The sequence below is a fragment of the Megasphaera sp. ASD88 genome (genome assembly GCF_002287425.1).
GTDB lineage: Bacteria > Bacillota > Negativicutes > Veillonellales > Megasphaeraceae > Megasphaera > Megasphaera stantonii.
Window position 1 is genome coordinate 1 of the sequence record NZ_NQXW01000031.1, and the last position, 24331, is coordinate 24331.

The 24331-nt window shown below is 49.9% G+C and carries 28 protein-coding genes and 1 pseudogene; all 29 read right to left on the minus strand.

Annotated features, from left to right (window positions below; genetic code table 11):
* Positions 1 to 1628 precede the first annotated feature (1628 nt).
* Positions 1629 to 2666, minus strand: coding sequence for a phage tail protein (locus tag CJ260_RS11495; protein WP_095630295.1), 1038 nt, complete (start codon positions 2664 to 2666; stop codon positions 1629 to 1631).
* 4 nt (positions 2667 to 2670) lie between these two features.
* Entirely contained in the window at positions 2671 to 3297 is a 627-nt protein-coding gene (locus tag CJ260_RS11500; RefSeq protein ID WP_095630296.1) for a putative phage tail protein, read from the minus strand.
* A 1-nt stretch (position 3298) separates the two neighbouring features.
* Positions 3299 to 4363: a baseplate J/gp47 family protein gene (locus CJ260_RS11505; protein ID WP_095630316.1), complete on the minus strand. Its 1065-nt coding sequence runs from the start codon at positions 4361 to 4363 to the stop codon at positions 3299 to 3301.
* Between the two features lie 4 nt (positions 4364 to 4367).
* A complete protein-coding gene (locus CJ260_RS11510; RefSeq protein WP_095630297.1) occupies positions 4368 to 4793 on the minus strand; it encodes a DUF2634 domain-containing protein in 426 nt (141 codons plus the stop codon).
* A complete protein-coding gene (locus CJ260_RS11515; RefSeq protein WP_095630317.1) occupies positions 4790 to 5200 on the minus strand; it encodes a DUF2577 domain-containing protein in 411 nt (136 codons plus the stop codon). Before CJ260_RS11515 ends, CJ260_RS11510 begins: the two co-directional genes overlap by 4 nt.
* Positions 5201 to 5209: 9 nt before the next feature.
* Entirely contained in the window at positions 5210 to 6769 is a 1560-nt protein-coding gene (locus tag CJ260_RS11520) for a hypothetical protein (protein WP_233127988.1), read from the minus strand.
* Between the two features lie 133 nt (positions 6770 to 6902).
* Positions 6903 to 7442, minus strand: coding sequence for a hypothetical protein (locus CJ260_RS11525; RefSeq protein ID WP_233127989.1), 540 nt, complete (start codon positions 7440 to 7442; stop codon positions 6903 to 6905).
* Positions 7443 to 7457: 15 nt separating this feature from the next.
* A complete protein-coding gene (locus CJ260_RS11530) occupies positions 7458 to 9473 on the minus strand; it encodes a tape measure protein (RefSeq protein WP_095630299.1) in 2016 nt (671 codons plus the stop codon).
* 3 nt (positions 9474 to 9476) lie between these two features.
* The gene (locus CJ260_RS13345) at positions 9477 to 9608 is read right to left on the minus strand and encodes a hypothetical protein (protein ID WP_255378514.1); all 132 of its coding nucleotides are present in this window, start codon (positions 9606 to 9608) and stop codon (positions 9477 to 9479) included.
* 44 nt (positions 9609 to 9652) lie between these two features.
* Positions 9653 to 10087 (minus strand): phage portal protein, encoded by a 435-nt coding sequence (locus CJ260_RS11535; RefSeq protein ID WP_095630300.1) that lies wholly within the window; start codon positions 10085 to 10087, stop codon positions 9653 to 9655.
* 12 nt (positions 10088 to 10099) lie between these two features.
* Positions 10100 to 10582 (minus strand): phage tail tube protein, encoded by a 483-nt coding sequence (locus CJ260_RS11540; protein WP_095630301.1) that lies wholly within the window; start codon positions 10580 to 10582, stop codon positions 10100 to 10102.
* A gap of 16 nt (positions 10583 to 10598) precedes the next feature.
* Positions 10599 to 11954, minus strand: a complete 1356-nt coding sequence (locus tag CJ260_RS11545; protein WP_095630302.1) for a phage tail sheath C-terminal domain-containing protein — start codon at positions 11952 to 11954, stop codon at positions 10599 to 10601.
* A gap of 13 nt (positions 11955 to 11967) precedes the next feature.
* The gene (locus CJ260_RS11550; RefSeq protein WP_095630303.1) at positions 11968 to 12165 is read right to left on the minus strand and encodes a hypothetical protein; all 198 of its coding nucleotides are present in this window, start codon (positions 12163 to 12165) and stop codon (positions 11968 to 11970) included.
* Positions 12158 to 12598, minus strand: a complete 441-nt coding sequence (locus tag CJ260_RS11555) for a DUF6838 family protein (RefSeq protein WP_095630304.1) — start codon at positions 12596 to 12598, stop codon at positions 12158 to 12160. Before CJ260_RS11555 ends, CJ260_RS11550 begins: the two co-directional genes overlap by 8 nt.
* A 1-nt stretch (position 12599) precedes the next feature.
* Positions 12600 to 13217 (minus strand): HK97 gp10 family phage protein, encoded by a 618-nt coding sequence (locus CJ260_RS11560; protein ID WP_158221405.1) that lies wholly within the window; start codon positions 13215 to 13217, stop codon positions 12600 to 12602.
* The gene (locus CJ260_RS11565; protein WP_143747695.1) at positions 13210 to 13581 is read right to left on the minus strand and encodes a hypothetical protein; all 372 of its coding nucleotides are present in this window, start codon (positions 13579 to 13581) and stop codon (positions 13210 to 13212) included. The genes CJ260_RS11560 and CJ260_RS11565 overlap by 8 nt, the downstream gene beginning before the upstream one ends.
* Positions 13557 to 13931 (minus strand): hypothetical protein, encoded by a 375-nt coding sequence (locus CJ260_RS11570; RefSeq protein WP_095630307.1) that lies wholly within the window; start codon positions 13929 to 13931, stop codon positions 13557 to 13559. The genes CJ260_RS11565 and CJ260_RS11570 overlap by 25 nt, the downstream gene beginning before the upstream one ends.
* Positions 13931 to 14863, minus strand: coding sequence for a hypothetical protein (locus CJ260_RS11575; protein WP_095630308.1), 933 nt, complete (start codon positions 14861 to 14863; stop codon positions 13931 to 13933). Before CJ260_RS11575 ends, CJ260_RS11570 begins: the two co-directional genes overlap by 1 nt.
* A gap of 17 nt (positions 14864 to 14880) precedes the next feature.
* Positions 14881 to 15438, minus strand: coding sequence for a phage scaffolding protein (locus CJ260_RS11580; RefSeq protein WP_095630309.1), 558 nt, complete (start codon positions 15436 to 15438; stop codon positions 14881 to 14883).
* A 130-nt stretch (positions 15439 to 15568) separates the two neighbouring features.
* Entirely contained in the window at positions 15569 to 15937 is a 369-nt protein-coding gene (locus CJ260_RS11585) for a YjcQ family protein (RefSeq protein ID WP_095630310.1), read from the minus strand.
* A 187-nt stretch (positions 15938 to 16124) separates the two neighbouring features.
* Positions 16125 to 18299, minus strand: coding sequence for a minor capsid protein (locus tag CJ260_RS11590; RefSeq protein ID WP_158221406.1), 2175 nt, complete (start codon positions 18297 to 18299; stop codon positions 16125 to 16127).
* Entirely contained in the window at positions 18289 to 19731 is a 1443-nt protein-coding gene (locus CJ260_RS11595) for a phage portal protein (RefSeq protein ID WP_095630311.1), read from the minus strand. The genes CJ260_RS11590 and CJ260_RS11595 overlap by 11 nt, the downstream gene beginning before the upstream one ends.
* Positions 19732 to 19735: 4 nt before the next feature.
* Positions 19736 to 20971 (minus strand): PBSX family phage terminase large subunit, encoded by a 1236-nt coding sequence (locus CJ260_RS11600; RefSeq protein WP_198947463.1) that lies wholly within the window; start codon positions 20969 to 20971, stop codon positions 19736 to 19738.
* Positions 20961 to 21449 (minus strand): terminase small subunit, encoded by a 489-nt coding sequence (locus CJ260_RS11605; RefSeq protein ID WP_095630312.1) that lies wholly within the window; start codon positions 21447 to 21449, stop codon positions 20961 to 20963. Before CJ260_RS11605 ends, CJ260_RS11600 begins: the two co-directional genes overlap by 11 nt.
* A gap of 296 nt (positions 21450 to 21745) precedes the next feature.
* Positions 21746 to 22174 (minus strand): DUF1492 domain-containing protein, encoded by a 429-nt coding sequence (locus CJ260_RS11610; RefSeq protein WP_095630313.1) that lies wholly within the window; start codon positions 22172 to 22174, stop codon positions 21746 to 21748.
* 161 nt (positions 22175 to 22335) lie between these two features.
* A complete protein-coding gene (locus CJ260_RS11615; protein ID WP_095630314.1) occupies positions 22336 to 22872 on the minus strand; it encodes a hypothetical protein in 537 nt (178 codons plus the stop codon).
* Positions 22873 to 23159: 287 nt separating this feature from the next.
* Positions 23160 to 23597, minus strand: coding sequence for a phosphoadenosine phosphosulfate reductase family protein (locus tag CJ260_RS13020; protein ID WP_198947464.1), 438 nt, complete (start codon positions 23595 to 23597; stop codon positions 23160 to 23162).
* Positions 23594 to 24109, minus strand: coding sequence for a hypothetical protein (locus tag CJ260_RS11625; RefSeq protein ID WP_198947465.1), 516 nt, complete (start codon positions 24107 to 24109; stop codon positions 23594 to 23596). Before CJ260_RS11625 ends, CJ260_RS13020 begins: the two co-directional genes overlap by 4 nt.
* Positions 24102 to 24331: pseudogene (locus CJ260_RS11630) on the minus strand (hydrolase); the annotation flags it as partial. The pseudogene CJ260_RS11630 and the gene CJ260_RS11625, both read right to left, overlap by 8 nt.

Genomic DNA, 24331 nt, shown 5'->3' on the forward strand with positions numbered 1-24331 from the left:
TCGGCCACGCCGGCGGCGATGTGACTGACCGCGTGTACACTCACAAAAGTCTCCACCAATTACGAAAATGTATACAGTTGCTACGCTGATTTGCTCTTAACGCGCCCTTAGACTATATGAAAGCCGCGATGTATGCTGTATTTACAGCCATTTTTCTTTGCTCTTAATGACTATAAAAAATACAGCTAAATGAGCCGGTATTTTCACATTTTTTCTGTAAATATCGGCTCGTTTCGCTGTGTTTTCGTATTCTCAATATATTAAATTTAATTGATAATAGCATATTTTTATTGCAGTCATCTCTCCTCTTTTTCCTTCTATACAGTGGGGATTCGGAGAAACGTCAACTAACGGAACCCAAAAAGTTACTTTGCCTATATCGGCATCCGCGCTAATCGGTGTGGTCTCTGATCGTGGGATAAGCCCGATTTATTATTCTTTTAACGACGCAACTTTGACAGTGTATAGTCGCAGTTCAAGTGGCTCATTTACTAACGGAGCGTTCGGGTACATAGCAATTTGTCATTAGAGACAGTGGGGATTGATATACCTGTCATACGATGAACAGGAAATAACTTTACCGATCACAAGTAACGGCATTTTTATCATTTTGGGGCTGGATAATGACTACGGCTGCGATAGATTTGGAACTCAAGCATCTGCCAGTAATAAATTTAAAGTTTGGGAACGTAGCGAACAAGGCGTCTTTGCGGCGACTAATTTTCAATGGGTGGCTATTTGCCGACAGTAACCCAAAAGAAATTAGGATTTTCGCCTATGTTGTTGGAAACATAAAAATAAGTCGGATTTATATACCCAACTGATAACGGTACGACGCTAGATGATAAAATGCCGTTATTATGTGTTATTAAAATTTTATATGTAGTATCAGCATAGGCCAGCGGCATAGTTACAGCAATTCCTGAGTTGTTGATGATAGTTTCAGTTCCCCACTGTACCGAACAGTGGGGAAGTACGGGCACTCCGGTAAATTATCTGGCTACCGTTAATTTGCCTATATCTTTTGCATCAGGCGCGTATGCTGCCGTTGCACTTGCATCACTTTTAAACAGCAACACAAATCACGATGCGCCGATCGTCGCAAAATGGGAATCTGCGACAAAAACAACATTTACATTTGGGACGACAATGTCAGAAGCACCGAGTTGCAAGTATATTATCATCGGCCGATAGCAAGCCAGTATACGTATATGTCTTGGCTTTTATTATTATCGCGAAAAGCTGTTATTGTGTATGATGACAGCTCGGAAAGACAGTGAAGGCTATACACATTATCGCTATTTGCACTTTGTACCGTCGCTACCATTCTTGCAGTTGTTTTAAAAGATATGACAAACGGGGTGGTATTTTGATTTGCCAAAGCGATTCCCCACTGTGCCGATCGGTACAGTGGATAAAATACTCAACAAGTGCTGTGGGATATGACGACATAAGTTACCCTATTGCCTTTACTGACGCCGTCTTTAGCGTAACACCTGTCGACTGGGATACGTCTAATATTACGGTAAGTCGTGGCTATACTTTTACAGTACTTGAAAATGATACAACACTATCAAAGTGCCGCATTACGAGCGGTACTGGCGGAGCTGGACTTATCCGAGTTGCATTCATCGGCCGATAGCGATCCATAAGACATTAGAAACGGCTGTTCCAGGTGTATACTGATGTCCAGTTTCGTAGTCTATCAAGATTTTTAAGCCGTTCGCGTCAGCATTTTGGATATATGGTGTGATTACGATGTCCGGGACATCGCCGCTGTTAATTGTTGCGTTGCTCCACACATACCCTGGCATTGTGATTGCAAAAGGAACGGTACGTATGGCGGCATCAACAGGCATAGATTGATAAGTTCCCCACTGTACAATTAGACCGCCAAATAGTTTGCCAAAATTTACATAGCCATTTTGGGCCATCAGTCCACTGATACCGAGCGCAGGAACAGTAAATTTATTGCCGTCCCAGTTTACAACGAGGTTGCCTTGCAGGTTGCTCAAGATGGCCGCTATGCTCGCTGCCGGTCCTGTTTTCCAGTCCTCTTGCCCTGTAACTTTTGTAAGCATATTCGCTAAATTCGACAGTAAATTAACTAGCGTATTTTTATCACTAGTTGGCGCAAGTGCATCATTGATAAGCAAGGCAAGATTTGCATGGGCATCTGCATCCGTATTATGGTCTTCAAGATCTTGCACGGTAACATGCGTCTCATCATTAATCAGAATAGTTGCTTGCTGCAAATTTCCGATAATTACGTCAATGTTAAAGACCTGCGCGTCGATGGGCGATGACTTATCGGGAATATAGTCAACGTAGTTGCCGCCGTTCGTGTACGCATACAGTACTTCGACATCACCGTCGAGTTTCGCGTATACGCCGATTTCTTTAGCATAGAATCCGCTCTCAAGTTCTTCATTCCCCAGGGTCGCCCGTATCGTAAAATGTCCATTTCCCAGATTCTCTTTATTCGTAATTTCAAGGGTCATCTTCGGCGACACGACGGCCGTCAAATCACCAATAGACGTATCAGACGGTACATCGCCGTCACCGACAATGACTTTTGTAAAAATAACTGCTTTCTGCGCTGCATTGGCTGCGCTGTTTAAGTCAAGTCCCTTTTTGGTCGTAACTAAATCTGGATACTTTGCCATACATTTACCCTCCTACATTTACTGTTTTTAAAACATGCACATATCCGCCTGTATACTGTGCTGCCGTCATATCACCGATGTTAACGCCTGTATAGCCGGCGATTGAAACGACGCTTTGCTGCCGCACATGCCCGTCTGTATACTGCCGCAACGCTGCATTTTGTGTATTGCTAATTAAGATGAGCAGATTCTTAGGGACAATCGTCTCTGCAAATTCCCTGATACTTATATTCTTGCTCATCATGTCAGCTGTAAGTTCCATCCAAAATTCGTATTTATCGTTATCGACATGGATTGTCACGTTGCCCGGACCGTAAATGTTATCTAAAATGGCTTGAAAGCTCAGCACTGTATACGGCCGTGTCCCCATCAAGAGCTGCAAAATGCGCGTGCGCCGATCTTGCAGCGTATCCGTAGCCTTAGGCATGACGTCAAATATTTTCTCCCATTGCTGTAAGCCGTATGCCGTCATCGTCGAGATAAACTGGTTATAAAAAATATCGCACATGGCTTCCCATAACGCCTGCAACTCCGTATCTTCAATACGCATGAGTTCCTGTACGTCCTTGCTATCCCGCGTCACCGGCGGCAGAAACGTAGCCAGCGATATAACGCGTGTTAAATCGTCCATATTATCCCTCCGTCAGCGATACCGTTCCCAGCGTCGGTACTTCGTCCGTTTCCAAGGTAATCCGATCCGTCTCCCCGTTAATCGTTACGTTCGCAACGTCTATGACGTTCTGCACGTTCAGCATCGCCGTCAGGATATACGCCGCCCGCACGATAACCTGTTCCGTATCACTTTGGTTACACCATTCCTGCCGTCGGGCTTCCAGATAGCTGCTGATGGCCGCCTCGACCGCTGTTTGTACGTCTGTCGGTTCATACCCTTCTTTCAGCGTAATATCTGCCGACACATTGATTTTTATATCGGTCGCCGCCGCCACCGTGACAACGTGCCCGATCGGCGCGATGCCGTAGCCCTTCCCTTGCGGGCTTGGGTCGATTTCATTCTGTACTTCTTCCACAAGTTCACTATCCGGGATAGCGTATTGGCTATTCAAAATAACCAGCTTTACCGTCCCGCCGCCGTTCCAGCAGCGATATACCTTCACACCGCCGATGCCGGGAAGAGCCAAGACTTTTTCTGTGTAGTCAGAGCCGTTGCCGCCGTAAGCTTTGGATTTCAGCGCCGCAAAGTAGCGAAGCCGAAACGTTTCCGTATCTTCTTCGTTTTCTCCCGGCGTGATAAGCTTTGTAATCTCCGCTGTCGCCAGCCCCGGTATGGGGTCAATCGGGACGATACTGCCGATGCAGTTGTTACCGGCAATACCTAACGTCTCACACCGCAGTTTATACGTATGTTCCGTATCGTCGAGCAATTCGATGACCTGGAAATTGACGTTATCGTAGTTAAACCGCGAGCCGATGCTAATAGCCTGGGAAAACTTGCCTTCCACTTCGGCTGCCGTCGCCGGCTCCGGCGTGATATTAAATTCCGACGCCCGCAGGATTAAGTACTCCCGGTCGGCCGTCGTGGCAAAGGTCTGCTTTAAGATGACCTGCGCCATGATATAGGCCTCGGCCAATTCAATCGCCGCCGGCGCGCAGGCATCGTAAATAATACTGCCCTCGCGCCGGTCAAACTGCGGCGAAACCGTATCGAGCATACGCTTGATAATGCGTTCGCTCGTCATATCCTCATACAATGCCCTGCACCCCCTTACTTGCCTTTATCGTGCCGTAAATGGTATCCACCTGAAATACAGCCAATACGTCGCCACCGTTGTTTGAAAAGTCAAAGTCATGCACACTCGTAATCCTGTCGTCGTTGAGCAGCGCTTCCTCGATGCGGCGCTGCAACTCGGCATACACATATGGGATAGGCTGACCGAATAAATCTTCCAGCTCAATACCATAATCCCAGCTGTAAATAATGTACTTGTACCGTTCCGTATTGAGTGTTTTATAAACAGCCTGCCGCATGGCTTTCAGTTCATCACAGTAGCCGCGAATCTGGCTGTCTTTATCGTATTCGAGGTTATACGTCTGCGACGGTTCCGTATACGTCGATACTTCGGCGACTGTTACTGAGTTAGAATCCGGCAATAATAGATTCGTAGTCAATCGCTGCACCCCCTATCCGGGTTATCGTACCGGTCGATGGCGATAAACCGTTGCCCGCCGGATTCACGCAGCAAAATAACCTTATCGCCGACGGCCAGGGCATTATGTACCAGATACGTCTTACGGCCGGCATAGCCATGGTGGTGGCTAGCATATTCGGCGTAACCGCTGCCGCCGGCGGCGTCCTCAGTCTGATGGTCGACGGTCATGTCGACGGACCAATCCGACGTATTTTTCGTCAAGACAATATCGTCGCTTTCTAAGACGTATTTATTTTCGATGCGGACGCGCAGGGGGCCAGTGGCAATGACTTCGCCGATAATGACGTCAGCCATCACAGCCGCCGCATTGGTTTCTGTGACGATCTGCTTTATCAGCTCCACAAACTTTGTATAATCTGCTTCCACATATATCACCTACCCCATATGAATAATCTCTGTCGGCGCCTCCCCATTATGCCAAGCGTAGTTGGCGTCGCCGTATTTCATGGCATAACCGTTCGAGCTGCTGTTGCCAAAACAGCCGCCGGCGCCGTCGGCAATAACGGCATGGTCGCGGTCGCCGTACAGCAATATATCGCCTTTGCTGGCATATCCCGTAAAGGATTCTACTTTATATCCCCGGGATTCCAACTCGCTGCATAACGTACCCGTATTGGCAACGCCCTTGTCGTATAAATCTTTTAAGTCTGGATTGTAGTACGAACCCGCCGCGCATACCGTGTCAACACAGCCCTCGCTGCCGTATGGGCTGACGCGGCCTTCGCAGGCCGCAAACGCCGTATCGACCTGATTGGGGTCCGCCGTGCCGTTATACGTATACGATCCGCTTGTCGTTTGTTTTTGCTTTTTCGCTTTCTTCGCCGCCTGAATCCGCTGCAATACAGCCGTATCGTTATTGACTTTGACTTCATACTGTGCCGGCGGTTCGTAATACATAACGTCCATATCCATGCTGTGCAGGCCGTTGGCAAAAGTATGCGTCACGTTCTGCACGACATAGTAGTTGTTCAGGTCTATATCGCCTAATGACAGATTGATATAGACGCTGCTGCCGCCGCGAACCCGCACGTCACCGATGATACCTTTCAGGCGAATATCCCGCGTCTTGCGGTTCTTCGTCGTGATAATATGCTGAGCCCGATCCATGGCGTTCGTCGTCTTATCATCGGGTTTCATCAAGTATTGCAGGCGGCCCCATTCTTTGACATGCTCCTCATCGACTACGACGCCCGTTCGTACTAACGTCGTGCCGACTGCGCCCGGCGCCTCGCGGACGACCTTGACGTAGTTATATGTGTCTTTATCGATAGAGGTACGGTAACTGTAATTTTGCAGGCACTCGGCATCGATATAGATGTCCGTTTTCATAGCCTGCAACGATTTCAACATGATTTTCCCGCCGTCGTCGTAAATAAAATACGGCGTATGCTCCGGCAGATTGATAATTGTCAAATCCAGGGCTTTCATCAGAATGTCCGCCAGTGTCTTGTTATCTTCCAACCGCTTGGGTATGACATACTGCGTATTATCGAGGTCGCCGACAGTCAACCCGTAGTCGTTGGCGATGTTTTGCAGCAACTGGGTCAGCGTCCAGTTCCGATATACGTAGCAGTCTTTATTCTTGAGATACCGCAGCTGGTCGTAGGCCAGCACGCGGATTTCTTCGTTTTTATTTCGGTCTTTTTCAAAAACAAATCCTTTGAACACGATTTCATTATTAACCTTGAACTGTACGACGTTGCCTTCCTTGAAATCGAGCACATCGTCTTTTAGGACTTTGAAGTCTAGTTTCGCCGGCTGACAGTCGATGCCGCGCGTCAGCTTAACGGCCTCGACCGGCTCCACGAGATACTGATTCTCGCCGTTGATGATGACCATTTCATACGTCAGTGGTACGGGCATATCCGTTCGGACAATCTGATATTCCGCCTCTTGATTCTGCGCCGTATTGGTGTTTTGCTGTTCATCGGGCATCAGTGCAGCACCACCTTATTAGCCGCCTGCGTCCCCAATTTTACGACCTGACCGACGGCCAGGGCAGCCGGTACGGCGATTTTGTTCAGCGATGCAATGGCGAAGAGATTGCTCGTGTTGCCGAGCTGACGCTTTACGACCTGCTGCAGCGTCTGCCCCGGGATACCGTAACCTGCGAAGGTATGTCATGCCCCGCCGTGCTTCGGTCTTGCGTAACCGTCCCTTTCGTGTTGCCTTCGCTGTCCGTCTTGACCTCGATGCGCTTGGCGCCCCAGTCGACGTACTTTTTCAACGTAACGTCGGCATACATGTCATAGCCTTCCTCCGCGTCTTCATCAATGCTGTAATCTTCCAGCGACGCCTTCATATTGGTCATGGACAGCATCGTGCCGTCTTCTTTCATGCGCACGACGATAAACTGGAAAGGCTGCCCCGACGCTTTCAGCGCTTCCAGCTGGTCTACATAGTACGAGGCTTTTTGGAAACTCATAAGCATAGACTGGTTAAAGGGGTAGTCGCTGTTCGGCAGCATAAACTTAAACGATACCTCCGTAAGGCCGGCCTGCTTTAGGATATTGACTTCGCCTTTTCCCAGCAGGTCGACCGTCCGGTTCTTGTTGTTGATTTTGGTACGCATCGACGCCGGGGGAATCGGTATCTGCATCGTATCCATAAACATATAATACATTTACGTTTTCACCCCTTCCCGATGGATTGCCATTGCTTCCTGTATGCCTTTGACAAGGTTGCTCGTCATGCCGTCAATATCAACGTCAGAGGCTACGTTATTCTGGTTTTCTACGATAATGTTGATGTGTTGCTGCTGCCATTCGGAAATAACCTGCTGAATGGCTGAATCCCGCAGTTCGGCAATTTCGGCGTCGGTCATTTCGATAGCGTTGGCCATGCGTTCCGTGTTGTCCGCCGTCCGCTTGGCGTTTCTCTTGTTTTCTGCGGCGTCCGGGTCATAGTGCGATGCCGGCGTAATCTTGCTGGTATCGTAAGCCTCCGGGATAGCCTGTTTCACAGCATCGGTCATACCTCCCAGCCAATCGCTGGCGCCAACGCCATACGCCTTTTCTGCCGCTTCGTTTGCACTAGTCTGTTTGAATGGCCCAATATGCCAAGCCGCATCGGGGATAGCCATTCGCTCGCCTCTCCAATCGCCCGCATTGACCGCAGAAATGTTCATACCCGGTATTTTATTTACGATGCCGATAATGTCATTGACGGCTTGGGCTATATAGTCCACAATGCCGTTCCAGATGTCGACGAACAAATTGTACGTAGCGGCTGCCGGGTCCTGGAACACGCTGCCCAGGAAGTTGGCAAAGGCAATAAAGCCGTTGGCAACGGCTTTGATGATATTCAGAATACTTGTACCCAGCCAGGCAAAGGCCCCGAAAATAAGCCCCGTCGCGGAAACGCTCGTACCGGCGAAATAGTTGACGGCCGCTACAGCCAAGTAAAAAATACCGATGAGGACAACGATTGCCCCGATGATCCACGTGATGGGGCACATGGCCAGGGCCGCATTAAACCCTTCCTGTGCTAATGTCAGGGCAATAATAGCCGCTGTTTCTGCCCAATCGGCGATAGTCTTGACCCCTGTCGCCGCAGCGGCAATGCCCATCTGCCCTGCGCTGACAAGGGCATTCAGGCCGACGTATACCAGGGCCAGCCCCAAGGCACCCAAAGCGGCCTCTGCCGCCCAGGCATGGGTATTAAAGAAGTCCCCGACATAGGAAATAGCGCTGACGGCCGTATCCATAAACCATTGAATGACGCCGACGGCAGCGTAGAACATCGGCGCGACCGTTTCAATGCCCCATTCGATGTTATTGACAAAGAACCGGACGCCGTCGCTGTTCGCCAGGTCGTTCAGCCGCGTAAAGACGGGGGCAAATTCCCGCAAGGCAATGTTCGTCAGCTCCGTGAAATGGTCGCCCCAGCGCTTCGGCATGGTGGCGAACTGGGCGTTGATTTCGTCCATATTGTTGAGTACGGCATTGCGGATTATGTCGGCCGTAACTTTACCCTCCGACGCCAGCTGCTTCAGCGCGCCGCGAGGCACGCCCATTTCTTTGGCAATCATGTTTTCGATAATCGGCGCGTTTTCGGCGATACTGCGGAACTCGTCGCCCTGCAGCGTTCCCGACGCCAGGCCCTGCGTCAGCTGCACCATAGCGTCTTGCTGATGTGCCCGGTCGACGCCTCCGATAACGAACATTTTTTGAATACCTTCCATGAAACGCGTCGCTTCGCGCGGATCGGGAAAGGCGTCATGGGCGCTTTGGGCTAGCTGCGATACGGCACGAGCCATGTCGAGGTAGCCGCCGCGGGCGCGCTGCGCCGATTCAAAAATCAAGTTGTTCAGATATGCCACGTTTTCCTGCGAGCCGGCAATAAGCTTCAGCCGTGCCTGTACGCCGGCGTATTCGTCGGCCGTGCTGACCAGATTATTGAGGCCGTTAGAAATGGCCTCAATGCCCTGCATAGCCGCGCTGGCCAGGAAACTGCCGGCAAAGACGCTTTTCAACATTCCGAATTTAGAAGAAGCTATATCGGCCGAATCGCCGGCCCGGCTGGCCGCGCCAGATACTTCATTGAGCCGTCTGGCAACAGTATTCGACGCCTGGCTGATACGGTCCAGTACGGGCGAAAAGCCGTCGCGCAGACGGATATAGTTTTCTATCGTTGCCATAGGCTACCTCCTTTTCTTCGCTTCCTCTGCGGCTTTCTTCTCCGCCCTGGCATATTCCTGACAGCAGGCATATACAAAGGCCCTCTCTTCTTCAGACAAAGCCCGTAATTCGTTCGGCAGGATATGCAGTTTCACCAGGGCAAAATACGCCAGCGTCGTTTCGGCGTCTTTTGCCCGTATTAGTTTTTTACGGCCTTGATTTTATCCCCCATGCCGGTCTGAAAATCGCTTGCCTCCGACGCCGCCAGGTACAGGTCTGCCAGCTCGCCCGGCGTCAGTAAATCCTTCAGCAGCGCCTCGGCGCCGACGACGCCGCGGTTCGTCTGCAATTCTGCGTCGTCCAGGTTCGGGAATACGATGCTCTTCAGCGTAAATTCCGTCGTAAACCGTTCCCGATCGAATACGGTCTGATAGTCCCGCGTGCCCTTCACCGGCACTTTTTTCGTGCACCACTTTTGCAAGGTTTCGATTTCATCGTTCGTAAGCGCCCGCAACTCCCATTCAATGGGCTTGCCGTCGACGCCGATGTAGCGCTTCGACGCCACGTATTTAACTGGCTCTTTGACAATTTCGTTTTCCTTAAAAAATGCGCTCAGTGTCTTTACTTCACTCATCTACTATTCCTCCTACGCCTGCATACCGTCTAACAAGGTGAATTTTTCCGGAATCTGAAGCCCCTCAAACGTAAAAGATATTTCATCTTCCAGCCAGTCGCCGTCGGCGTCAAACGCCGCGATAGTCGTTTTGTCAATATTGCAGTTCGTCAAAATAACCGTGCGCCGTCCTGCTTTGGCGGTCGGGTCTTCGTTAGAAATCTGCATGTCAAAATACGTATCCACGCCGTTATTAACAAAATCCATAATCATATCGTCAAACAGCGACGTGTTCTTATAAATCCGCAGCGTGCCGCTCCCCTTGGCCCCGACGGACTTATTGCCCTTGAGCAGGCGCCCCAGGATCGGCACTTCCTTCTTGTCTTTCTCAATCGTCGCGTTCAATGACTTCGCCTGAAACAGCAAGTATCTGTTTCCACTAATCGTCACATACGCCGACGCCAGCTTCGCCGAAATGACGTCGCCAGCGAACATGGTGCGAATTGCATCTGGCATATTTCGTCCCTCCCTTCTATGCTACGTAAATCGTGCAGTACAGTTTTTCCATGCAGACCGTCGGCTGGATTTCAAAGGTCCATAAGACAGAATCTTTGGAATCACCCTGCGTCGGAACAGGCAGATCGTCAGCCACGAAGTTCTGAATGGCGCGTACTTTCTGGTAATTTTCAAAGAGCGCCACGCCGTCATTCCAAAGGGCCAGCCTGCCCTGGTCGTCATTCTGCACTTTGCCGAGATACGTCCGGTTAAACAGCCGCGCCAAATCGATGGCCGCATTATCCAGTACGCGAATAACCTGATTAAAGGAAAAGTCTTCGTTCTTGTCCTTCGTAAACTCCGTGAATGTGTTGATGTCCTTCAGTACCCGCGTGTCGCCCTCCACGTTGCCACTGACGGCGTCCGTGACGTTGTGGAACATCAAGAGGCCGTCCGTAATGGCCTGTTCCAATTCGTACTGCTTATACGCCGTATTGACCGTATACTCGCCGTCGTAGATTTTATTCGTGCAGCTGGCGTTGATCGCACAGCTTGCTTCGGCCCCGGTCAGCCAGTATACAAGACTGCCAGGTTCCTCGCCGGCATCGGTGACGTTGTTCTTAATGGAAATAACGCCTTCGTAGTTAGCTTTTTCTTTCCCGTACAAAATAACCTGGAATTTTGCCCCCGAATCTTCACGGCAGCGCTTGACGAAATTGATCAGCAGCGACTGAATCGCCGAATCCGTCCCGGCGTAGCCCAGGCAGTTAAAGTAATACGGCTCGATGAGCTCAATATAGTCCTGATAGTTGGCCGTCGTGACCTCGGAACCGTTCGTACCGCCTGTAAGGGCCGTTGAGGCCGTTGCCGTCAAGTCGCCAGTCTTGATGAATTTGACATAATCGTTGGCCGCCAATTCCTCACCGGTCGCCACGTTATCCTGCTCGTCGACGGCTTTCAGCACACCGTCCGTTTTTAAGTACGTCGTGACAATGAACTTGCCCTCATGGTCTACGTCGTCCTGAATAGCGACGGATAAATCATTGCCGCGCAGTCCCGGATACAGGGCTTCGGCAATCTCATTCTTGGCTTTTTCCCCATCGCCGTTGAGGCGGTAGAAATAGCCCGTCTTCAAGTTGATAAACAGGTCGCGCAGCCCTTTCATGCTGTCGTGGCCGTAGTCATAGCCGAAAATCTGCTGGCAGTCCGTCTGAAATGTATCCGCATCGACGCGGAAAATCTGCCCGGCAGGGCCCCAGTCGAGTTCCAGCGCCATCGTGCCATAGCCGCGGTCGGCTATATCCACAGATGCCCGTTCTTTGCTGACAAAGTTAATATACGTACCTGGCAGCTTCTTATTTTGAAACAGCCAAATTCCGCCTCCTAATGCCATAGCTTACCCTCCTTTACGGATTGACCGTCCGTACGACAGGACGCGTCAGCGCCCCTTGAATAATCTTGTCAATGTCGGCATGCGTATACTGCTGGCCTTCTTCCAGTTCACAGCATAGTAAGTCAGCATACCGCCTGTATTTCTTCGATTTTACGATTGTCACGGCGTCGAATGTAGCTTCTGGCGCCGTCGTCATGGTTTCCTCATTCATTCTTGACTCTCCCTTCCGTATGTAACGTCTGCATTGCAGGCTCTTTTTCTACGCCTTTCAGCACATGCATGTTATACGACACAAGGAAATGCAGCACGTTGTCCGTAATGCGGTAGCGCATCTCCGTGCCGCGCAGCTTCCGGCCGCCGTCTACGGTAATGTACTCCAATGCCATAAACAGCGTATCGGCCATAGCCGTAAGTGACCGCCTGTCCTTAATTTCGCCGTTCCTATCTAAAAACAGCAGCACATCGAAGGCGTATTCCCGCCAGTACCGGTTCCCCAGCTCCTGTTCTTGCGACGCGTCGATGAGCTCTACGTAAAAACAGGGAAAATGGGCGTGCTGTTTATGATAGTCCGTATACACGGCATAGCTCGTTTGCTGTGATAATGCAGCTGCGATGCCTTCCGTAATACTCTTGACGTCATCCATATCAACGTAGCCCCCTTAGTATATAGGACAGGATAATTTGTGATAGCAGCCGTTTGGATACCTTGCGCACAGTCCTCTCAGCTTCTTCCGCGATGTGCTGCCCCGGCACCCATGACCGTACCAATCGTTTACCAATAGCCGGCACGAAACGACCGGGACGCTGGCGGTGTCCGTCGTTGACGTAGCTGGCATACGATGCCGAATTAAACACTTTCACGGAATAGGTGCTGCCTTGTTTTTTCACAGACTCAGCGCCCCAGCTTCGCCGCATATGTTCTGAAGCTGTCAGCACGAGATACTGTTTTTTCCCGCTTTTGCGGCTCTTCTTGATACGTTTGACAGCATGGGCGTTGGCATGATTGCGCGACTTTGCTTTTTGAAAGCCCTTAGCGCCTACTTCCATCGCCTGAATCCGTTCATAAGCCTTTTCTGTAACCTCGAATTCCTTGGCGCCGCCACTGGTTTTGAACTTATGCCTAATCGCTTTTCGTAAGTACACCTGCGCCAACGATTCGGCGCACTCTTCCATGCAGGCCTGCTTTTCCTGCGGGCTGTTCAGCCCTTCGATTTGCCGGCGCAGAGCTTCGAACCCGGCAAAGGATACGTCTACGTTAGCCATCGTATTTCCCCCGGTGCCGGAGCGGCACTTCCTGATGACTGTCATAGACCGCAGGCACGCCGGCCGCCGTGAACTGCAGCGTCCGGCCCCGCTGCACGACGTCGATGTCTGAACCGGCAGCAATGACGATATCCGGAGATATAAACAGGGTGATAGACTGGCTGAACGCCTCTAGTCCGTCACCCTGTTCGGCCGGCGTTATGCTTTTATGCGATACGCGGCAAGGATACGGCCCGGCTTGCCGCGGCTCTGCGGATACGATACCGTTTTCATCTGGTTCGCCGTCTGCATAGGCCCATATCGTCGCCTGCCCGTCGTAGAGCTTTTCCAACGCTTTTCTTACCAACGCAGTTTTCGGTAACATGCTAAATCACGCTCCCTCAGCCATGACGTAATCACGCCGTCAAGCCGCGATTCTGCCGACGTACCTTCAAACTCGACCGTCGTATCCCCTTCTTCAATGCGGGATACGACGGCTAAGTCGTCAGCGCTTAGTACGTCGGCCTTCTTCATCTGCAAAAAGCGCCCGGCCGCCCGTTCTTCGACGACGGTATCCAGCGCCTCCGGCAGCACGGCCAGATTACAATCGTCCAACACGGCCCGCTCTTCAGACTGCAACAAGTATGTCAGCAACGCGTCGTCGGCAGGCTGCGTCGCGTATCCCGTCGCCGCCTGCATCAACATTTTGACGTTATCTATCGACGCCGCCATCATTATTCCCCTGCTGCCGCGCCTGCGTTGACCCACACGGCGTCCAGTTTCTTTTCAGGAATCCACAAGTCATGAAATTTGCGGTAATCCAGTTTCCAGGCGTCGGCTTTCTGGTTGACGTCCGGCGCGAAGATGCGGACCTTATCGGTCTTGGAAATGGCAATCGGCGCGCGGCGGGCAATGATGATCCAGTTGATGTCCACGGCATCATCGGCCGCTACAAAGCCGCCGGCTTCCTGCCCGCCTGTCGTGCCGTCGTTAAACGTATATTCCGATTTCATGCGGGCGCTGGGCACGCCGAGGATAGGAATTTCATTGTACGTGCGAACTTTCGTATCGATGACGCCGGCTTTGAAGTTCGTCACATCCAAGTGTTTTTCGATGTCCTTGACGGTATTCAGAATCGTGCGGATCGGCGTCGACATGATAATGACCAGACTTTCCGCATCGCCGACGGTGTCCTGAATCGTCGTAATTTCTTTATCCAGCTGTGCCAGGATATTCGTCGCCGACGGCGTAAACGAAGCCGTCACGCGTCTTTTCCCGTTTGCCAGTTCATAAATCTTGCTATACCGGTAGGCATCCACTTCGGGGATAACCTGCGTGCGCTGGAACTCGCCCATGACATTGCCTGCAGAAGCGACAAAGTTTGTTTCGTCTACGTCCATCGCGTCTAAATGGAACGTGCGGCCACGATCCTGCGTCAATTTATAATCAGCATAACGCAGCGTAACGGCGCCCTGATTAAAGCCCGTATCGCGGTCGTAATCGGCAAGGCCCTGTACGTCAATAACAGGCATACGTACCGTATCGCCGCCTGTGTATTTAACATTGCCCGCATTGGTTTCCATCCAGCCCGACGTAGCGCCGACAAGCATCTGCTTGTCCAGGGACTGCTGGAAAATTTTAGTCATTTCTAACGTATTGATTGGCATAGTCATTCACTCTCCCTTTACATATTCAATGCCTGCTCAAAAATCTGCTGGTCTGTCAGATCCTGCCCGTCGTCGGGGTCGCTCCCTTCGCCGGGTTTTAAGCCGTCAATTTTATGCTTCGGCTTATCCGGCTCAAACAGATAAGCATCCGATTCTTTGAGCTTCTTGAGCTGGTCGTCCAGCCCCTTCACACTGCCGTCGTCACCGACTTCGGCATCCGCCAAATCCAACAAGGCCTTTACGGCTTTGGTATTCTTAGCCTTGGCCGTCAGCAGGGACTTATCTACGGCCGCGTCGAGCTTCATCTGCTTGATCGTGGCGTCGTAATCTTTTTGGCGTTTCTCTGCGTCGGCCTTCATCTGCTCGATCTGCTTCGTCAGTTCTTCGTTGCTGGCGTTGTTTTTCTTCAGCGTATCCAGTTCCTTGGCGATACGCTTCTGCTCTTCCTTAGCCTGCTTTAAGGCCGTCGCCTGCTGCTCGTGCTCCGCTTTAGGCACATAGTTTTCATAGTCTTTTACAATCTTGTCGGCCTGCTCATCGGTCAGTCCTAAAGCTTTTAACTCGTCTTTGGTCATGACGGTTCTCCTTTCCAAAATAAAATATTATAGCCGCAGTCTTATACAGGCATACGGCACCGCCTCCTTTCAGGCATGAAAAAAGCACTCTTGATTTCTCAAAAGTGCTTTAGCTTGTATTCCGTTTAAATTACTGGAAAGCATTAATCAGCTGCAGCATCAGGCCACCGCTTTCCTGAATAGCCTTCCAGACTTTCGCCATTGTTCCGTTGTGCTCAAGATATTCGATTCCGTCAGCTGTAATCTGCGTGTTTTCATACGATTTGATAACGGGAACAGCGCCCTTTCCCAATACGGATACAGTACCGCAAATCACTCCAGCAATAAAGCCTTTCCGCAAGAGCTCCGTATAGATAAATGCCAGATATTCTTCGTTTATTTTTACGGGATATTCTGCCAAGCTTAGGTATTTGCTTTCCGGTCGTATGCCATGCTTCAGGCAGTAATACAAGTATGAAAGCAGGTAATACACAATGACATGGTAATCGTCTTTAGCCATAATGTCGCCCCCTTTTATCGGATATGAAAAAAGCGCCCACTGAAAAGTGAACGCTTTTTTCCAGAAAGGAATCTTTGGCAGGCGTAGCAGGCTCCTGCATCTCTCGGGTTTCCCCTGTCAGTACCATCGGCGTGTGGACGCTACGAAATTTTCCACCTCAAAGATTCCTTTTTGCATCTTCATTATATCACGGTTCATTTTTCCGGTAAAGTATCTTGCCATTCCTAATATACTGTTTATATCTTCTTTCTTTTACCCTTTGAGCAGTAATAATGGAATTTTTATAACCTTCTGGGTCCGTTGAAGTATGCAGCCGTAAAATAATCTTTATTTTCTCATTATTTAATTCAATTTCTTTTAGAACCATAGCACTATTGGGCTTATTAGCTTCTAGAATATAATCTGGACAGCTAAGTGCTTCTTCGAAATATTTAACAAATCGCTCATAATCATTGGGATGTCTTTCTTTTATATGTTGTATTTGACGATCGGTAATAATAACCTCATCAGTACAAATATCGGGCGTTACTACCTTATAAATTTCCTTATCAATTTTGCCTATGTAATGCACTTGCGCAACTCCTTCGCCTACTCTGTTTTTAATTATATCAGGCTTAGGAGTTGATTGAAAGCTCTTCTGCCACGCATCCAGCTGTTTTTTTACTAACCGGGATACCGGTCTCATCTTTTTTGCCATAATCTGCGCAAAAGCTTCAGCAAAAAATTCGTCTTCATTGGTTAAGGCATATCCAGATAATGTTTGGGAGAATAATTCCGCTTGTGTCTTTCCTGCCCTGGAATACCCGCCTAATTCCATCCATTTTTCATAGTTCGCGTGTCGGGCATTGTGGAAAATCTTGTTAATTTCTTTTTTAGTAGCTGCCGGCAGTATGTTATATATGCTATGCCCGATTTCATGGTATATATTGTCATATTTATGGTCTGTTGCCCACCACCCCTTTTTAAATAGCCGTTCAGCCATCCGCTTTTGTGTACTTACAAAATTAGCACTTCGACCCGGAAGAGCTAAAATCCTTCCCTCATCCGTAAACCCGCCGCGGCTTGTTCTTTCTGCTTTTCGATTTTTAAGTTCATTGATAGGTATTTTTATTCCAAATTTTTGACGAACTTCTTCCATCGCTTCAAGTACAGCGTTCATTGTATTAAGGTGCAATTTTTCATCTAATTTAAATCCAGGATTGGTAAGTTCCTTAAACCGAAGGAAGGCTTCATCTTTGGATTTCGCAGGAGTAAATGGTTTCTTTTCTTCCGCCATAGCAGCATCAGCAACCTTAGGCTCTCTCCAATCTTCCAACGTCTTGGATTTGTCGACAAATACGGCTTTCCAGTCTGCATAGTTCATTTTCCCCGGTACCTGCACGGTCTTACCCGTGTCTGGATCGCGGGCGGCACGTGTTGAATCATCATCCGTAATGCCTTCAATGTACGGTGCCGTTGTCGTACGGCAGTAACAGTGAAAGGGCGGCATCGTCACACCAGGCTTGGCGTCAGCCCGATCGAAGACCTTGCCGTCCATTTCCCGGCAGATGGGCGACGTCCGGCTGTCCAGCGTCGCAATGAGCTCGTATTTTGCTACGTGGAGTTTTTGCCACGTATCCATACGAGCCGTTTCCTGTACGTAGGCTGTCTCCGTCTCTGCTAATCGCTTGGCGTTGCTAAAAGACACGTTGAAGCGGTTGGCGATACGCCCGGCAAGCAGCGTCGTCCCTTCAGCGGCGATAAGCGTCCGCGTAATCTCCGATTGGAGCGTATTCAAGAGCTTCGTTTTATTGTCCCAAATGCGCTTAGAAAAGTCCTTCCCGTCCTCTGCCCAGGGTCTGGATATAGTTTTTTCAACGCTTGTTTTAGGCACTTCGGAAAACGTATCATATGCGCCCTGCATGGACTGTGTTTCATAGGCCGCACGGTAGTAGCTGTCCTCGTACACGTCTTTCAGCAGCTCCGTCAGGTTGATTTCCTGTTCCTTAGCCAACTGTTCGACGTAGTTCGCCGTTTTAATGTACAGCATTTGGCTGCGGCTCAATCGTGCCCGAATAGACGCCTGATCCAGCATCTTGATGTACTCATCGGATAAATCCTGCTGTTTCGCCAGTTTTTCATACTCTTTCAGCGTCAATTTAAAAGCCTTCAGCTCCCTGGCGTCCAACTGTTTACGGGCGTCGGCCAAACTCAGGCCGTTTTCATCGGCATAGCGATTGTACCATTCGATGACTTCGTCGCGCAGCTGCCGCAGCGTGTATTCATACACTTTTTTCAGCTCCGCCATAGCTTGGTCGGCCTTATCCATTTCCCGCTGTTCCAGCCGTTCAAACCGGCGCTGCCAATAGTCCTTATTCGTCATCTACGCCACCGCCTTGCGGCTCCTGTCCGCGCATAGCGTAATCCAGCCCCAATTCTTCCTGCTGCTCGGCTTGCAGCCGTTTGAGCTCTTCGGCCGTATCTTTGACCCAGGGGTGATTGGCGATGATCGTTTCCTTGCTGATGACGCCTTCGGAATTGCGGCAGTTCGTAATAAGTTCCGATTCATTGACCGGCGTATCACGACTAAAAATAAACTCGACATCGCCGGCTTTGCCGCCGTTAATCCCGTAATACGTATTGACGAACCACATCAGCTGTTCCAACGACGCCTGGAACTCCATCTCGATATTATTCGTATCGATGTCGATGTCACTGTAAATACTGCTGATATTCATTTGGTTCGGATTATTGCCCATACGGTCGTCGCGGGCGTCAAAGCCGTTGCCGCAGTCAATAATCGCCTTTTCCAACAACTTTATGATGACCTCGTAGTTCTGGGAATTGACTTCTATTGTCAGCGTTTCAACGCCGCCTTCCACGCCTTCACGAGTACGCACCTTTACTGCGCCATAGACAGCCAGATTCCGCCGAAACTCCGATAAATCCGTACCATCATAGTTCTTAATGACGAGGATCGTATTGCGCACGTCCTCACACATGACGTCGGCAAAGTTGCTGATGAGCGTATTCAGCGCGTCCTGCAAGCCCTTCACGCGGCGGATAAGCGGCAGTTCTTCATCGTTGTACTTGAAGGCGATGAGCGGCACGCGGTCCCAGTTCATCGGCTTATCGTCTATGGTGAGATAGGCACCGCTCGTGCGCTCCACGTCGGGGCGCAGCTGGTCGTTTTCCCAGATAAAGTATTGCACGCCGTTACTCGTATAATAATCGACCTTATGGACAATCTTAGGCTGTTTCCCTTCATAGGTTGCCACGTCATAAATACGCAAGAACGCGTCCAGCCTTTCATGCTCTTCGTCAGCCCAAAACGGCAAAATCTGCGACGGCGGGAACCGCTTGAAATGCAGCCCCTCTGCCGTAACATACGGGTGTAAGTACGCAATGCCGCCGTTCAGCGCATCTACGCCAACGTGCTTCAGCCGGCGGCGGAACGTTTTATCGAATACGCTGTCCAGCAATACGCCATAGGTTTCATCGTCCGTTTTGACCTCGAAGGGCTTTGCCAGCAAGTAGTTGACTTTTTGGTCGACCAATTTCGCATAGCGGTTATAGGCGATGCGGTTATTCGGCAGCGTATGCAGCGTAACCTTGCGGCCGCCTTCGCCGATGACTTTGCGTTCTTTATGGTCTATGTCTAAATGCTGGCAATAATATGCCGTGCCTGCGCGAATCCATAGCCGTTTTGTAGAAACTAGCCAGGCTTTCAGCTCTTCCTCCAAAAATTCTATCTCCGTCATGCCGGACTGACTGCCCCGCATGAGCAGCAGGTTCCACCATCGTTGTAATATCATGCTATCACCATCCAAACAGCGGGGCGTCGTTGACCCGTTCCAGCGCGTACCGGACGGCGTCAATCGTATGATTGTTCTTATCCGGGTAGACGGACTTAAAGTTCCCCAGCTTATCCTTTTCTAACTCATACTGCGTAAACTCCCGCGCCGCATTGGGACAGCGGTCCGGGTCGATGATAATTTCTTCCAGTTCATCTTTCAAAAAGCGTATGCCTCGTTCTACGCTGCCGGGCCCTTTAACGGCACCTTCGGCTCGGATGCCGCGCTCTTCGATGTCATCGATGGATTTAGGCTCGGCGCTGTCGCAAATGACAAGCCCCCGGCCCGGATTTTCCTTGTTGATATAGTCCGCCGCCTTCGCGTTGGACATATTGACGCGGTACAACTCATGGAAAATATACAGCCGTTTCCGCGTTTTATCGTATTGTACGACCATATATGCCAGCGGATCGGCGGCATAACCCCAGTCAAGTCCGCGATAAATGCGGTCGAAGCGGTCGATTTCGGCATCGGTAATATGTCGCAACGTCACATTGCGGAATACTTCGCCGCCGGTCCCTGTGACCTCGCCGAGGTACTGATGGCGGTACTTTTCTTCATTGACAGCCTTCATGTGATCCGCTTCGGCAATAAACGGCGCCCCCAGCCAGTCCGGCGGTACAGTCAAATAGGTGCTGTGGTGGACGATTTTGTCTGGTCTCGCCAGCGACGCTTCATAATTGACCCACGACTGCACCGATTCCGGCGGATTGTACGAATAGAAGCACCAGAATGTCGTGCCGCCGCGCATGACGGATTGCAACACTGTATTGATAGTATCCATCTCCGGGAACTCGGCCAATTCTTCAAACCAGATATAGGCAAAATAGCCATGGCTAAGCTTAATGGACTTGCTTTTCAGCGGGTCGTCCACACCGCGAAATAAAATGCGCTGCTTACCGTATGACAGCGACAGCGGGCTGATGCGGGCCTTCCACTTGTCGGCGACGCCCAATACGTCAATAGCCCAGATAAGCTGTTCATAAACGGATTCGCGTAAAGTGCCGCCGATTTTGCGGAATACGACGGCATTGCGGTTTGGGTCTTTCATCATACCCAGAATAATTTCAATGCCGACGAAGGACGACTTCGTCGATCCGCGGCCGCCTTTCAGCCAGTAGTGCGTTGCGTCATGACGTTTTACCTGCTGATGCAGCCGATAAAACGACGGCGCTATCCGCTCTTTCAGGCTAACCTTCATCCGGCACATCATCAACAATCACCACGCTTTCATTTTCTGTATCCTGCATAGCCGCTACTTCGGCCTTAAGCTTCGCATTTCTTAACTGCTGCTCTTCTACGACTAGTTTCGTCGGATAACGTTTCAGCAATAACTCCGCGGCTTTCAATCGGTCTTTTGCCCCGATTTGCTTTTTTACAATTACCGCTGAAGAACAGCCTTCCCCGCTCCCTTCTACGGCAACGACTTCCTCGACGATTTCGCCGCGCATAGACTGCGACAAAAATTGAATAATTTCTTCCGGCGTCGCCGTTTTCCCCTCTTCGATTTCTTTCATGCGCCGGTCGATTGCGTATTTTATTTCAGGTTTCTTCAGGTTTTCGTTGCCGATGGAATACGCCGTTTTCTTGCTATATCCAGCCATTAGCGCGGCCTTCGTCGCGTTTCCGGTCTCAATATACGCTTCAACAAACCGTTTTTGTTTCTCTGTCAGTTTCATTTACATTTTTCACCCACCTCCTACTTGAAGAATCTATGCCGGTTTCCAGACTTCACTGGCCCATGATTTAACGATGTCCGGTTGTCTACGGGCTTTGCGTAAAAATCGCAGGCGTTTAACCCGCAGGGCGCGCGCCCGATGCGGCACGTTCCGCACTTGTTATGCTTGCAATCGTAAATATGACACATCAGGCACACCTCCTAATTCAGGACATGTTAAAAGGGACCCGCTAACAAGTCCATTTTCAAAATCGACCTGTCAGCAAAGTCCCTTTATCTCAAATCTTCACACTACTATTATACGCACTTTGCGAGTGCAATTCCATGCAATCTTTCAAAGGATTGCAATGCTTTACCATGTACGTAAAATACATTACGCCAACTAAATTTCATATCGGTAGCAATTTGTTCCCACTCTGTGCAATTAATATACCTTGCATACAGCACCGCCTGCTGCGCCTCATCGGGAAGCATAGCAATCATCGCTTTCGCTTCGATGCGCATGTCTATCAATTTATCCCATTCAGCAATTACCTTATCAAAATATTTCTCCAACTTGACGTATTTATCTGCTAAATCGGATTCTTTCGTACCAGTCACTTTCTCCGACAAGCTGGCGGCTTTCAAGGATAAAATATCAGATTTTACCATCGTCAGTTCTTTCTCTGCTTGCCTTACTACATAGTTTTGTTTTCGTACACGGTTCAGGTATTCTTTTGCTGTCATCGTATCGCTTCATCTCCTCTCTCGGCCCATCAGGACCAAACTCAACGCCAAACATCTTTAACCCCGCCCATCGGTCTAACGTATGCGGATTACATTCGCAGCATGGGTAATCCTTTTCATGGCAGTGGGCATATACGCATGTACCGCAGTTTACTTCTACATTATCCATATATTTTCAGCTCCCCATATTTTTTCTCCCACGATTCGAGGTTCTCAAACTTCTGCCCGCATTCCAGTGTCATGCACTTCATAAACTCTGGAATGCGAACTTCACCGTCCAAGATAAGCCGAGCATAAAACTTTAGCTTACGTTGTAACCAGTGCAGCCGTTCCCGCCGAAAACCAAACACGTCATACAACGCATACAGCATCAGCGTATACGTGTACTCCATGCCAGCCTCGGCCCCGGTATGCTCGGCCTTGCCGCTGATACCGAGGGATTTTTTAAGCCAACGGATAAAGTCCTGTTTGAGCCGCAAGTCCAGGCCCGCGGCGTCTATCTTGTCACGATATGTACTATACCGGTCGCCGTCGTGATTAATGTGTTTGCTGTACTCGTCAACGGCCATATCAATCTTCGCAAACCTGCCGCGGCCGAAGCCGTACCGGTCATGCAATGCCTGGTAAATTAATACCTGCGTGCTGGCAATCGCGGCATTGACAGCAATATGCCGCCGTGCCTGATTCGATAGTTGCATATAAACGCCTCCTTAATCTAAAACAATGACAGCTGTCTATCTTCCATCGCAAACCGATACTCTAGTTTTTGGACACTCCAATCCGGCCTAAAATCATATTTGACCATTTTATCCATTTCTAGTAGTTTTTGCCATAATTCCGGGTAATATTTTCTTAAGTTGCGAAGTTCACCAATACTTTGTAATGGGCAACACCAACACGATGCTCGCTTAAACTTCTTGTACAGCCCTCCCCAATTAAAGCCATGGTTATAGCAGTACTGCAAAGCCATTTTCTCAGTAATACCTCAATCGTATAGCGGATGCACTGTATTTTGGGGTATATTTACGTGCCGTTTCGGTTCGTCGGCGGCGATGCCGATGTACAGCTTGTAATCACCGATATTCCGCAAATATTTAGCGGTTAAATCAATCTTAAATAGCCTTGTACACCACCGGTTCCACATTCTAGGCCATCCATAACCACATTCGCCTTTATTTTTGCCTCGTGTCTTTCGGCATTGCGCGAAGTAATAAATAAAGTCGTGCGGCGGTCTTAGCCTCGTTACTTTTCTGCCGATATATCTCTCAACTTTTGCAATGTGGTCGTACATGCCCGGAAATTCCATCGTAGTATCACAAAAGATGATGTCGTCTATCTGCATCCCACGCTCAAGCATCATCAATAACATAGCCGTTGAATCTTTACCGCCGCTGAATTGTACAATGTGCTTAATTGGTATCACTCTCCTAACCGTCCCTGCCGATACTCACTTGCCGGAATCACTTTACCGCTCCGCACCTCGTCTCGTAACTGCTTCAAAAGGGGCAATAAATCGCCTGTAAGCGCGTTTAGCGGTTCCTTGACGTAATTGTACCGTTCCATGCTTTCAAAGCCCTTACCGCCGATGATGGGGCGAATTGCATAGCCATATTCCGGATGCTCTACCAGCTCACACCCCATGCCGCGCAAAATGCACAGAATCGACGCCAGGTCATCCGAAACAAACGCTGCATGATACAATAGCCAGGACCACAAATACCGATCCTGCGGGTGGTATTTTGCAAATTCGTCGGGGTATTCCTCGACAGGCCAGTTCTCCGGCTTGCGCGCCTCTTCAACACGTCGTACAATATTCTCAACCAATCCTTTAATAGCCGGGTCCCGCTGCAAGAGCTGCGATTTCGGCTGTTCCATCGCTTCCAGCACTTCCCGGAACGCCGATCGGGCCCGGCGGATCATGTCGGCCTTACTCATAGCTCATTTCGTCGAACCACGACGCCATCATGTCGGCCAGATGCAGGGCCGTTACCAAAGGCGAGGTTCGTTGCGCCGCGTTGAGTGTCTGCAAGCCATTGTATGTATCGGCCGACGAATCAAAACGCCCCATATGCCAGCGAATCGCCAGCATTTCTTCTTCCGTAAGGCACATGTACGGCAAAATCATCATAACGGATTTTTCGCCATGCCCCAGCGGCA